The organism is Streptomyces sp. NPDC056160 (assembly GCF_042268205.1).
In the GTDB taxonomy this organism is placed as follows: Bacteria; Actinomycetota; Actinomycetes; order Streptomycetales; family Streptomycetaceae; genus Streptomyces.
The window spans coordinates 1-12316 of sequence record NZ_JBHJUW010000196.1 but is presented as its reverse complement, the minus strand read 5'-3'; the positions used below and the strand labels follow the sequence as shown (position 1 = coordinate 12316).

The window sequence follows — 12316 nt, the reverse complement described above, 5'->3', positions numbered from 1 at the left end:
GGTCCGTACGCCCGCGAAGGGCGTACGGACCCGGCGGCGTTCATGACGCCTGTCCGTCAGTTCCTGGACCACTTCTGGTTGGAGGTCCCGGCGCAGGACCACAGTTGCAGCCGGGAGCCGTTGGACGTCCGCTTGTCGCGCACGTCCACGCACTTAGTCGCGAGGATGCTGACGAGGTCGTGCCGGGCGTTGAGACGGAACTGCTGCGCGGGTCCGCCGTTGCAGTAAGCCAGTTGGACGGTGGTGCCGTCGGCGGTGGAGGCGCCCGCGGCGTCCATGCAGAGCCCGAAGGCGCGGATGGTGCCGTCCGAGGCGAACGTCCACTTCTGGGAACCGGCGCCCGAGCAGTCCTGGATGTCCAGTGGGGACCCGTCCTTGCCCTTGCCTCCGACCACGTGGATGCAACGGCCCGAGGCGTGGCCGATGATGCCGGTACCGGCCGACGAGGGGGACGACGCGGACGACGTTCCCGAACCGGACGTGGCCCCGTTGCCCGAGGAACTTGATCCCTTCTGCGTCGGGTGGGCCACGGGGGCGGACTTGGTGCCGCCGCCCTTTGCCGGTGACCCCGCCGGAACCTGGGCGCTCCCGGCCTTGCCGCCCCCGCCCTTGCCGCTACCGGACACGGCCGTCCCCTTGCCGGAGCCGCCGTCCTTCGCAGCACCCGCGTGGCCCTTCGTGCCCTGCGGGTGTACGGCGTCCGGGCGGTTGTCGGCCGTACCGCCGCTGGGCGTCGCGCCGGACGGGCTGGCGTCCGGCAGCGGCAGGGCGCCGGGTACGCCCGCGCGGGGCTCGTTGCCGCCGTCGGGGGCGAAGACCGAGGCGGCGGGGGCCTGCGGGGCCGCGGCACCGGTCGAGCCACCGCCGCTGTGGAGACTCACCACCACACCGGCCACCAGGACCACCCCCGCGACCGCCGCCGCCGTGAGGACGCCGCGGTGCGTGCCGCGCAGCAGGGCCCGGGGCGAACGCCGCGCGGTGGCGCCGGACTCGGCCGCGCCCGCGGCGGGCGCGGCTTCCGGGGAGGCGGTGGTCCCCGCGGACGCCGATGCGGGGGTCTCCGGCTCCCGGTTGCCGGTGTCCGTCTCGCTCTTGTGCTCCGGAGCACCTCCTTCGCCGGTACCGGCGGCGCCCTCGGCCGCGGAGTTCTCTGCCGCGGAGCGCTCAGCCGCGGTGCGCTTGGATGTGTTCCGCTTCGAGGCGCCGCGCTGCTTCGGGGCCGGGGGCGCGGTGGTGTCGGGTGCCGCGGCCACCGGCACGCTCGCGGGTACCGCCCGGACGGGCCGCGCCGGTTCGCTGGATGTCATGAGCTTCCTTTCGGGGAGCACGCGATCCGTGCGCCGTACGGGATCGCCCGGCAGGCCGCAAGCGGTCCTGCACACATGTGTGGGGTGTCTTCGAGGGGTGGTTGCGAGTCATGTGACATGCGACTCATTCCGTGTGGTGAGTTTCGGTCGCGCGGGTAAGGGAGCGGAGCAACGCGTAGACGGTGGACGCCATGTGCCCCGACCTCCGACGCCGTGCGCTCCCTTCCCGGCCCGTCTGCCGTGTGCATACGTATGGCTCGGCATGATGGCGTCACAAAAGCGACAGTCTTCTGGCACCTCGGCCTGTTCAAATGCGTACACGGGGGCCAGATCCGGTCCCCGGTCGCTGCATGACACAGAGCCAGGATGGTTCAGAAAATTATGGCTACGCCCCCCACGGCTGTAAACCGAGCAGACCTGCTCCGGGCCATTATGACGGAACACCGCGACGGGCTCGTCTCGTACGCGGAGAAGATGCTGGGTGATCACGGGCTCGCCGAGGACGTCGTCCAGGAGGCCATCATCCGCGCCTGGCGGAACATCGACCGCCTGCTGGGGATGGAGGGCTCGATACGGGGCTGGCTCTTCACCGTGACCCGGCACCTGGTCATCGACTGGGTGCGCAAACCGCACTCCCGCAGGGAGCTCGTCGGAGCCACGTACAACGACTCGACTAGCGGGTCGGACGGCACCGACTCGGTGCACAACACGTTGGTCGCCAAGCCGCTGCTGCGCACACTGTCGCCCGAGCACCGGGCCGTTCTGGTGCACATCTATCTGTGTGACCGCACCATTCAGGAGACCGCCGGCCTCCTCGGCGTACCGGCCGGAACGGTCAAGTCCCGCCAGCACAACGCCCTGCGCAAGCTGCGCAGCGTGGCGCAGTTCGAAGCCGCCTGAGAGCACCGGGAGGCCGCCGCCCGTCCCGAGGCACCGGCACATGTCGTGTCAGGGGCCGGGCGGGCGCGCGGCCACTTCGAGTGCCTCGCTGAGCTGTTTGCGCAGCGACTCGTCCCGAGGACGGCGGTCGGCGTCCCGGACGAGCGCGAGCAGCACCCTGCGTTCGGCGGCCAGCCAGGCCGCCGCCTCGGCGGGCCCGGCGAACCGCTGCGGGCAGACACCGGGCCGCGGCGGCGGCAGGGCCGTGCTGCCGTGCCGCGGCGCGAGCAGGGAGACGGCCGCTTCCACGGTGTGCAGATAGTGCTCCCACACCCGTGTGTGTGCCTCGGACCGCTCGGCGGATGTGTCCTGCGCACGGCCGAGTTCGGCGGCGTAGGTGACTGGCAGGGGATGCACGGTGTAGTGGCCGGGCGTGGTCTCCGTGAGCAGGCTGTGGTCGGCCAGTTCGGTGAGGTGCCGGTGGGCGGTGTGTGGGTCGGTCGCGGTGAGGCTGGCGGCGGTGGCGACGGTGATGTCCGGGTCCGGGTGCAGGCTGAGGCGGCGGAAGAGGGCGGCAGCGCCGGGGGAGAGGGTCCGGTACGTGCGGTCGAGCGCGTGCCGCAGGTCGGTGTGCGGATCGGGCCCGGTGTAGGGGGCGAGTGTGCCCCCCTGTGCCGCCACATGTGCGGCGAGGGCGGTCAGCGGGAAGTGCGGGTTGGTCTGGGCGCGGGTGGCGGTGAGGGTGAGCGCCAGGGGGTGGCCCGCGCACAGGTCGGCGATTCGCTGGACGGCGTCGGGTTCGGCGCGGGTGCGGTGGGTGCCCAGGCGCCGGTCGAGCAGGCGCAGGCTCTCGGCCCAGCTCATGGGGGACAACGGGACGACGCGGGCGTTGTGGGTGACGGCCAGACCTTCCAGGCGGCGCCGGCTGGTGACGACGGCGAGGCCGGCGGCGGTGGCGGGGAGCAGCGGACGTACGTGTTCGCAGTCACGGGCGTCGTCGAGTATGAGTAGGAGCCGGCGCTCGGCCAGGGTGGCGCGGTAGAGGGCGGTCAGGGCGCCGGCGCTGGTGTGCCGGTCGTGCGGGACGCTGAGGGCGTCGAGGATGTCCCGCATGGCCTGCCCGGTGTCCAGCGGTTCGCGGGTGGGGTGGTGGCCCTGGAGGTCGACGTGGATCCGGCCGTCGGGGAAGCGGTCGGCCGACCGGTGGGCGAAGTGGACTGCCAACGTTGTCTTGCCGATACCCGGCATGCCGCACAGGACCGCCGTCGTGCCGGGGCGGTCCGTGCCAGCCGGGCCGAGCAGTTCTGCCAGTTGTGCGATTTCCGTCTCGTGTCCGGTGAACACTGCGTTGTCTGCCGGGAGTTGGGAGACACGAGCACTCCGTTCCCGCGACAGCGGGGCGGACTTGGCGGATACGGCGAACGCGTCGGCACGGTCGCTGCCGCCGCCGTGCTGGAGCAGGTGCTGCTGGGCGGCGCGCAGACCGGGGCCGGGTTCCACGCCGAGTTCCTCGGCCAGTACCGCGCGCACCGCCTCGAAGTGGCGCAGTGCCTCGCCCTGCCGGCCGGTCGCCGCCAGTGCCGCGATGATCCGTGAGTGCAGGGCCTCGTCGAAGGGGTGGCAGTCCACCGCCACCCGCAGCACGGCCAGAACCTCCTCCGCCCCCTCCGGTGCCGAGGCGAGCACCACGTCGGCGGCTTCCTTCGCCGCCGCGACGAACTCGTGCCCCACCGACACGAGCGCCGGGTGCTGTGCCACCGGTGTGCCCGCCGCCACCACCGGCCCGCGCCACAGCCGCAGCGCCTCCACCAGGCACCGCGCGGCCCGCGCCGGGTCTCCCGCCCGCACCGCGTGCCTGGCCTGGGTCCGCAGCTCCCTGAAGCGCAGCAGATCCGACGTCGAGGCGTCCACGAGCAGCCGATACCCGTCCGCCGCGCGCACCAGGTGTGCCGCCTCCGCCCGGCTCGACAGACCGGGCTCCAGGACCCGGCGCAGCGCGCCGATGTGCCGGTGCATCACATTGACGGCGCTGGGCGGCGGATCGTCCTCCCACAGGACGTCCACCGCCTCGCTCAGCGTCAGTGGCCCCGGCGCACGCAGCAGCAGCAGAGACAGCAGTGCGAGCCGCTTGGGCGGGCCGACCGTCAGCTCCGCTTCCCCGCGCATCGCGCGGACCGTCCCGAGAATCGAGTACCGCACCGCAGCGTCCATCCCGTGCCGTCCTCGCCCTTCCTCGCCCGTCCGACCGTGCCGGTAGCTCGCCGTCGTCACCATCCTAACCGGTGACGAAACCGTCCCACTCGTGGACTCCGGCTGTCAAGCGGCCGGAGTGTGACGAATGTGTGCGCTGATGGCTGCCGTTTCACTTTCGCCCGTCCGTCCGGCCGGCGCATCAGTCACCTGACCATCAGTTCAGGGGCACCCGTACGTCACCTCGGGGGAGCAACGGGAGTGTGCGGCGCGGAACTCTACGTCATCCGGCCGCGACGGAGTGACGTGTTCCACGGCCCGCCGTGCGGGTTGCTCCGAGGTGTGCGCCTTGCTAATCTCCTTGACGTGTTTACTGAAGTCGACAGAGCCTAGTTACGGCGAATCGCCGACCCGCACTGCTCCGGTTCTCCTTCGCCGAGAACCGTCGAGCCTGGGGTCGGCCTCTCCTGCGTGCTCGTGCGTGTCCCGTACGCTGAGCCCGTCCGACACATGTGCCGTGGTCGCCGTGGACCCGTCGAAGGGTTCCGTCGCCGTGCGCCGAGGCGTTCGCCGTCCCGTGTCCTACCTGGTCGGATCCCGCGCTCCCCGTACTTTCGCAGGCACGCTGTGCCGTGTCCGGGAGCGCACACACAGAACCGGAAACACCGCTCATGATGCACAAGAAGTCCCGCTCGCGCACCCGCCACCGCCGGGCCCACTGGAAGGCCGCCCGGCCCGCCCTGGTGGCCTGCGCGAACCCCGCGTGCGGCCTGCCCACACCCGGACACATCGCCTGCCCGCACTGCGGTACCTACCGCGGTCGCCAGGTATTGCCTCCCGCGTCCTGACAACTTCCTTACAGGGAAGTCTCTTTACCCACCCGGCCACGGCCTGCGCGGACAGGGTGCTGTGGTAGCCGCCGTGCCCGCCCGGACCTGTTCCGGTGCACGGGGTGTCTCCCACACGTGCCGCACCGTGCGGGCCGGCCGGGTGCCGGCCGCGGTGCCGCCCGATCCGCCCTCCCCCATGGCATCCGCCGAGGAGAAACATGACGAGGCCGCTGCCCGACACCAGCGCACATGGGGATCTCGCCGCCGTCGTGATCAGGACCGACTACACGGATGGCGACGCCTGGCGGGCCGTCCGGGCGGCGCTCGAAGCTCCCGACGAGTTCGGCGAGCCGGAGCCCTGGATCGTCGACGACCCGGCCTGGGCCGGGTCCGGCGTGGACGAGGCGCTGGCCGGAGTCGCGGCGGACGAGCACCTGAACGAAACGGTCACCGTCGTGTTCCTCGCCGACACGACCACCATGCGCTCCCCCTGCGGCCCCTGCTCGCGGTGACCACCTTCACCAGGAACGACTGCGAGGACGATGAGGGGTACGAGGCACTGACGGAGTACGGACGCGCGTTTCGTACCGAACCGGCGGGCGTGCAGGCGATCAGCACCAACCTCGGACTCGCCGACATGGATCTCCAGGACTTCTCGGCCGGTGCGGCGGCGGCACCGCAGCAGGTGTTCCGCGCCGACTGGCGCACAGTCGGCTGACGGCGTCGACCGGTACACCGCCCCGGGGGCAGAGCAGAGCGGAGGAGCCGGCGCCGACGGCGGACGGGACCGCAGGTACGCGAACTTCCCGCTGCCGCCGCGCTGGTTCAGGCGCCTGCCGCTGGGCAGGTTCCGCAGAACACCGAGGACCCTCACGGTCGGCGCCTGAACGGCGCCGGCTGTCGCGTCCGCGCCCGGCGGCGGTCGGGACGCGGACCCGGCAGCCGGGCCGTGCGGTGCCTCAGACCGCGGCGGGCACGGTCTTCTTGCGGGCGCGGTACGCGGCGGCCTTGATCTTGTTGCCACAGGACTCCATGCCGCACCACTGGCGTCGCATGCCCCGGGAGCGGTCGATGTAGACGCGGGTGCACTCGGGGTTGCCGCACTCCTTCAGCAGGGGCACGTCCGGGCCGCTCAGCAGCTCGACCGCCTCCCGGGCGAGGGTGGACAGCACCTCCTGCGGGCTCGCCTCGGTCCGGCGGCCCTCCGGCGTCAGCTGGGGCACGGCGGACGGGGTACGCGCCGTGCTGTTCACCAGGTCCAGCGCTTCAGCCTCGTACCCCTCGTCCAGGCGGCGCGCGGTGACCAGGTGGTAGATCGCCTCCCGCAGCGCTGCGGCCTGCTCGATGTCGGCCTGCTCGCTCGGAGTAACGGCATCGACGACACCGGACTCCAGGAACCAGGCGTCCAGGCGGTCTGGTGTCGCGAACATTTCAAATCGCAGCGTACGGCGAGCACGCAGCGTAGCGGCGAAATCCAGGACCGGATTGCCGCACACGAAGACATGGTCAAGGTTCATGTCACCATTTTGACAGGTGACTCCCGCCTCTGCAAGAGTCGTCACCTGTCCAGCCGGTTTTCAGTTGTGTGCGGGGTTCACCGTCCCGCACCCACCCGCCCTTCCCGCGCGGAGCCGAGCCGGATCTCCCGGCCCTGCCAGCGCTCGCGCAGCCAACGGTCATGGCTGGCCAGCACGATGGCGCCCGGCCCGGTGCCGAGCGCTGCCTCCAGCTCGTCGCACAGCCGCGGGGAGAGGTGGTTGGTCGGCTCGTCGAGAAGCAGCAACTGCGGCGGCCGGGCCACCAGCAGGGCCAGCGCGAGCCGTCGGCGCTGTCCGACCGAGAGCCGGCCGACTGGTTTGTCCAGGTCCGCCTCGTGCAGCAGCCCCAGTGAACCCAGCGGCACCGCGTCGGCCCGCGCGGCGCCCAGCGCCTGTTCGTACGTGTCGCGGACGGTCCGCTCCGGCCGGTCGAAGGCGGTGTCCTGCGCGAGCAGTCCCACCGTCAGGCCGCGCCGCCGTCTGACCTCGCCCTCCGGCACGAGCCGCCCGGCGAGCACCGCCAGCAGCGTCGACTTCCCGGCGCCGTTGCCGCCGGTGACCAGCAGCCGGTCAGCCGCCGCCACCTCCGCGTCCACCGGCGCGAGCCGCCCCGGCACCCGTACGCCGTCCAGCGCGACCAGCGGTCCGTCGGCGTCCTCGACCGCCGGCGCGGCCAGTACGGTGCTCGCGAACCGCAGGGGTCTCGGCGGCTCACCGACCTGGGAACGCTCCAGCTCCTCCAGCCGGCGGGCCGCGTTGCGCACCCGCCGGGAGATCTGGCTCTGCACCCGGCCGGCCCGGTGGCCGTAGCCCATCTTCTCGGAGTCGCGCGGGCCCCGGTCCGGTGCCACCCGGTGCGCGGTGACCTGCGCGGACACCCGCAGCGCTGCCAGTTCCTCCTGCTCCTCGGCCCAGCGCCGCTCCCAGCGCTCGCGCTCGGCGTGCTTCTGGGCCAGGTACGCGCTGTAGTTGCCGCCGTAGCGGACCGGTCCCTCGACCGCCGGGTCGAGGTCGATCAGATCCGTGCACACCGCGTCGAGGAAGGCACGGTCGTGGCTGGCCACCACGACGACTCCGGGCAGGCCGCGTACCTGCTCCTCGACGAAGGCGGCGGACTCGTCGTCGAGGTGGTTGGTCGGTTCGTCCAGCAGCAGCGCGGTGGGCCGCCGGACCAGCAGCGCGGCCAGCGCGAGCCGTCCGCGCTGCCCGCCGGAGAGCGATCCGAGCGCGCGCTCCGACCCGAAGGCGCCGAGACCGAGGCCGTCTAGGACCAGCGCGGCCCGCCGGTCGGCGTCCCAGACCTTCCGTTCCTGGGCCTGTTCGAGCCGGACGTCGTACGCGTCGAGCAGGGCGGCGTACCCGGGCGCGTCCTCGGCGGTCCGCGCGACTTCTCCAGTGAGGCGTTCGAGCTCGGCGAGGTCCGCGCGGGCCTCGCGCAGGGCGTCGTCGAGCACGTCGGCGATCGTCGCCCCCGCGTCGTAGGACATCTCCTGCTGGAGGATGCCCAGGTCGGGCGGGCGGACGACCTGGCCGGCGTCGGGTTCGTCGGTGCCGGCCAGCAGGCGCAGCAGGGTCGACTTGCCGACGCCGTTCTCCCCGATCAGGCCGATGCGGTGGCCGGGAGAGGCGGTCAGGGAGACCCCGTCGAGCACCCGGCGGTCGCCTAGGGTGCGCACGAGGTCATGGGCGAGCAGGGCGGGCTGAGGCACGGAGAACCTCCGAGGTGTGATCGGTGTGCGGCCCGCGGGGCGGTCTGCGCCTCGGACGCGGGCCCGTGGTCGCACCGGTGGCTCACACCTCGGGGGCAGCCGTCTCCTTCAGCTCGCCGTCGGCCAGCCGCAGCCAGCGGTTCACACCGATCTCCCGCAGGAACCGCTCGTCGTGGCTGACCACGACGAACGCGCCCTGGTAGGAGTTGAGGGCGCTCTCCAACTGGCCGGCGCTGACCAGGTCGAGGTTGTTCGTCGGCTCGTCCAGGAGCAGCAGGTGCGGGGCCGGTTCGGCGCACAGCACACAGGCCAGGGTGGCGCGCAGCCGCTCACCGCCGGAGAGCACGCCGACCGGCAGATGGGCGCGGGCGCCCCGGAAGAGGAAGCGGGCGAGCAGGTTCATCCGCTCGGCCTCCGAGCGCTGCGGCGCGTAGTCGGCGAAGTTCTCGGCGACCGTACGGTTCAGGTCGAGCACGTCCAGCCGCTGCGAGAGGTAGGCGATCCGGCCGTCGGCCCGCTTGATCTCACCGTCCGCCGTCAGGTCGCCGTTCAGCAGCCGCAGCAGGGTGCTCTTGCCGGCGCCGTTGGGACCGGTCAGCGCGATGCGCTCGGGACCCCGGATGCCCAGGTCGACGCCCGCACCGGCGAACACCTCCTTGGCGCCGAGGCGCACCTTCAGCTGTTCGCCGAGGAACAGGTTGCGCCCGGCGGGCACATTGGTCTCCGGCAGGTCCAGGGTGATGCGCTGCTCCTCGCGCAGCGCGCGCCCGGCCTCGTCCAGCTTGGCCTTCGCCTCGCTGACCCGTCCCGCGTGCACCTGTCCGGCCCGGCCCGCCGACTCCTGCGCGCCGCGCTTCATGTTCCCGGCGAAGATACGGGGCAGCCCGGCGTTCTTCAGGTTGCGGGCGGCGTTGCTCTGCCGGCGTTCGGCGCGCTCGCGGGCCTGCTGCATCTCCCGCTTCTCCCGCTTCAGCTCCTGCTCGGCATTGCGGACGTTCTTCTCGGCGACCTCCTGCTCGGCCCGGACCGCCTCTTCGTACTTGGTGAAGTTGCCGCCGTAGAAGCGGAGTTCGCCACCGTCGAGTTCGGCGATGCGCTCCATGCGATCGAGCAGGGCGCGGTCGTGGCTGACCAGGAGCAGGCAGCCGGTGAAGTCGCCCAGCACGTCGTAGAGCTTGTGCCGGGCGTCGCTGTCGAGGTTATTGGTGGGCTCGTCGAGTAGCAGCACGTCGGGCCGCTTGAGCAGCTGGGTGGCGAGGCCGAGCGAGATGACCTGGCCGCCGCTGAGCGTGCTCAGGCTGCGGTCCAGGGTGAGGTCGGCCAGGCCGAGACGGTCGAGCTGGGCGCGGGTGCGCTCCTCGATGTCCCAGTCGTCGCCGATGGTGGTGAAGTGCTTCTCGTCGACGTCTCCGGACTCCACGGCGTCGATGGCCTGGATTACCGCGGCCACGTCCAGCACCTCGGCGACGGTGAGATCACCGGTCAGCGGGAGGGTCTGGGGGAGGTAGCCGAGGGTACCGGAGACGGACACGGAGCCGCTGTTGGGCCGCAGTTCACCGGCGATCAGCTTGAGCAGGGTGCTCTTGCCGGTGCCGTTGGGCGCGACCAGACCGGTGCGGCCGGGGGTGACGGCGAAGGACAGGTCCTGGAAGACCGGGGTGTCGTCGGGCCAGGTGAAGGACAGGTTCGAGCAGACGACGGAGGCGTCGGACATGGAGGCGACCTCATGAGGAGAGAGGGCCGGAGCACGGAAGACAGCTGTGCCCCGGCAAGGGCAGACGAGGGGTGTGAGGGGACGACACGGAGACCACCTCGGCGATGCCTCGTACGCACCGGCCGGTGGCCTGTCGGGTCCGGGTGATCACCCGGAGATGTCGTCGTCCACCACCATGTCTGGGCTCCTCAAGAAGGAAACAACGTCTCAATCAGTCTAACAGTATCGCGCCCGGGACGACGGAGCCGATCGCGCCCACGATCCCGCGCGCCAGACATGCCGATATCTAGACACACACGTGTAGAAACATATGTCCATGAATCGCTGCAATGTGCACCTATGGAACTTGAAATTCGCATCATTGTGGTGACGGGCGGCGGCAGCGGCATCGGGCGCCCCCTCGTCGAGCGCTTCGCGCAGGAAAGCCCGCGCGGCATCGTCGTCGTCGACCGGGACGCCGACGCGGCTGAGGCCGCGGTCCGGCAGGTGGGCGGCCTGGCGGTCACCGCCGACCTCACGCGCGAGGCGGAGGTCGAGCGGGTGATCGCGGAGGCCGATGCACACTTCGGCCCCGTGGACGTGTTCTGCTCGAACGCCGGGATCGTGCCGCCCGTCGGCGGCTTCGACGCGCCCGACGAGGGATGGCAGCAGCACTGGAACATCCAAGTGATGGCGCACATGTGCGCGGCACGGGCGCTGGTGCCCGCCATGGCGGCGCGCGGCGAGAGCAATCTCCTGAACGTCGCGTCCGCCGCGGGACTGCTGATGAGTCCCGGTGCCGTCCCCTACACCGTGACCAAAAGGAGGACTTCCTGATCCTCACCCATCCGGAAGTACGGGACGCGGCGGTGCTGAGGGCGACCGGCCCGGACGGATACCTCGACGCCATGAGCGGTCTGTGGTCGGCGGTCGGAGGCACCGCCGCCTGAGCCGTGCCTGCCCGGCCCGGCACGTGTGCCGTCCGCCGCCCACGGCCGGTCAGGGCAGGAGCAGCAGCTTGCCGGTGGTCCGGCGCGACGCGATGTCCGCGTGCGCCCGTGCGGCCTCCTTCAGCGGGTACCGGCCGCCGATGCGCACGGTGAGCTTCCCGGCGAGCACCATGTCGAAGATCTCGCCGGTCCGCCGCAGCAGGGCCTCGCGGGTGGGCACGTTGTGGGACATCACCGGGTACGACAGCAGGATGCTGTTGGGCAGGTCGGTGGGCCGGAACGTCGGCACGCCCATCATGAGACCGTAGTAGGCGTACACGCCGTGCGGGCGCAGGGCGAGCTGGGAGGAGCGGAAGGTCTCCGTGCAGCCGCCGTCGTAGACGACGTCGGCGCCCTCGCCCCTGGTCAGCTCCTTGATCCGGTCCTCGAAGCCGCCGCCGGACCAGACCACCACGTGGTCGGCGCCGGCCTGCTCCGCGACGGCGGCCTTCTCCTCGCGGGAGACAAGTCCGATGACGGTGCCGCCCCGGGCCTTGATCATCTGGGTGAGGAGCAGGTCCACGCCGCCTGCCGCCGCGTTCACCACGGCCGTGTCGCCCGGCTTGACGGCGTAGGTCTCGGTGCTGAAGTGGTGGGCGGTGATGCCCTGGAGCATGGGGGCGGCGGCCGTCTCGTCGCTGATGCCCTCGGGCACCTTGACCAGCGAGTCCGCCGGAATGGCCAGCAGTTCGGCGTAGCTGCCGGGGTGGTAGTACCAGGCCACCCGGTCACCGACGGCCAAGTCCTCGACACCCTCGCCCAGCGCGGACACGTGGCCCATGCCCTCGGCGCCCAGGACCAGCGGCGCGACCCAGCCGGGCGCGCCCTGGCCGCGGGCGCCCGTGTCCATGTAGTTGACCCCCGCGGCACCGAGGCGGACCAGCGCCTCACCGGGACCGGGGACCGGATCCGGCAGCTCGGTCCACTCCATGACCTCGGGGCCGCCGTGCTCCTTGATGTGGATCGCATGCATGAGGTGATACTTCTCCGCGTAGGGAAACGTGTGGTGAGCGGTCGTGGTACGCACCGTAGAAGGACAAAAATGGACCTGCGAGTCCAGAAAATAGACCCCTATCCCTCAGCCTTGATCCACCGCGTGAATTCTGATCTCCGGTATCCGGCGGGCTCGTGGTGATCTTTCGGGGTGCGGGCAGCACGATGGGCCGGGTGGCCGTCCGATG

9 protein-coding genes and 1 pseudogene are annotated in these 12316 nt (G+C 71.6%); 4 read left to right on the top strand and 6 right to left on the bottom strand.

What is annotated here, in order from left to right:
- Positions 1–56: 56 nt before the first annotated feature.
- Positions 57–1307 (bottom strand): ricin-type beta-trefoil lectin domain protein, encoded by a 1251-nt coding sequence (locus tag ACFC02_RS38845; protein ID WP_376367113.1) that lies wholly within the window; start codon positions 1305–1307, stop codon positions 57–59.
- Between the two features lie 366 nt (positions 1308–1673).
- Between ACFC02_RS38845 and ACFC02_RS38840 the strand changes: the two genes are divergently transcribed.
- Positions 1674–2207, top strand: coding sequence for a sigma-70 family RNA polymerase sigma factor (locus tag ACFC02_RS38840; protein ID WP_376367111.1), 534 nt, complete (start codon positions 1674–1676; stop codon positions 2205–2207).
- Between the two features lie 48 nt (positions 2208–2255).
- Here the strand turns inward: ACFC02_RS38840 and ACFC02_RS38835 are convergent, their stop codons facing one another.
- Positions 2256–4397 (bottom strand): BTAD domain-containing putative transcriptional regulator, encoded by a 2142-nt coding sequence (locus tag ACFC02_RS38835; RefSeq protein WP_376367109.1) that lies wholly within the window; start codon positions 4395–4397, stop codon positions 2256–2258.
- A gap of 650 nt (positions 4398–5047) precedes the next feature.
- Here ACFC02_RS38835 and rpmF point away from each other — a divergent pair.
- Together rpmF and ACFC02_RS38825 are read left to right on the top strand one after the other, a co-directional pair.
- On the top strand, positions 5048–5224 hold the full coding sequence (gene rpmF / locus ACFC02_RS38830) for a 50S ribosomal protein L32 (protein ID WP_376367107.1): 177 nt from the start codon (positions 5048–5050) through the stop codon (positions 5222–5224).
- Positions 5225–5424: 200 nt separating this feature from the next.
- Positions 5425–5924, top strand: a pseudogene (locus tag ACFC02_RS38825) (DUF6924 domain-containing protein).
- A gap of 241 nt (positions 5925–6165) precedes the next feature.
- On the opposite strand, the gene ACFC02_RS38820 reads toward ACFC02_RS38825, so the two are convergent.
- The 3 genes from ACFC02_RS38820 to abc-f all read right to left on the bottom strand — a co-directional run bounded on the left by ACFC02_RS38820 (position 6166) and on the right by abc-f (position 10167).
- Positions 6166–6723, bottom strand: coding sequence for a CGNR zinc finger domain-containing protein (locus tag ACFC02_RS38820; protein WP_376367105.1), 558 nt, complete (start codon positions 6721–6723; stop codon positions 6166–6168).
- Positions 6724–6800: 77 nt separating this feature from the next.
- Positions 6801–8453: an ABC-F family ATP-binding cassette domain-containing protein gene (locus tag ACFC02_RS38815; RefSeq protein WP_376367103.1), complete on the bottom strand. Its 1653-nt coding sequence runs from the start codon at positions 8451–8453 to the stop codon at positions 6801–6803.
- Positions 8454–8535: 82 nt separating this feature from the next.
- A complete protein-coding gene (gene abc-f / locus ACFC02_RS38810; protein WP_376367101.1) occupies positions 8536–10167 on the bottom strand; it encodes a ribosomal protection-like ABC-F family protein in 1632 nt (543 codons plus the stop codon).
- Positions 10168–10506: 339 nt separating this feature from the next.
- On the opposite strand from abc-f, the gene ACFC02_RS38805 reads away from it, so the two are divergent.
- Entirely contained in the window at positions 10507–10983 is a 477-nt protein-coding gene (locus tag ACFC02_RS38805) for an SDR family oxidoreductase (protein ID WP_376367099.1), read from the top strand.
- A 162-nt stretch (positions 10984–11145) separates the two neighbouring features.
- On the opposite strand, the gene ACFC02_RS38800 is transcribed toward ACFC02_RS38805, so the two are convergent.
- A complete protein-coding gene (locus ACFC02_RS38800) occupies positions 11146–12108 on the bottom strand; it encodes a quinone oxidoreductase (RefSeq protein WP_376367097.1) in 963 nt (320 codons plus the stop codon).
- Positions 12109–12316 lie beyond the last annotated feature (208 nt).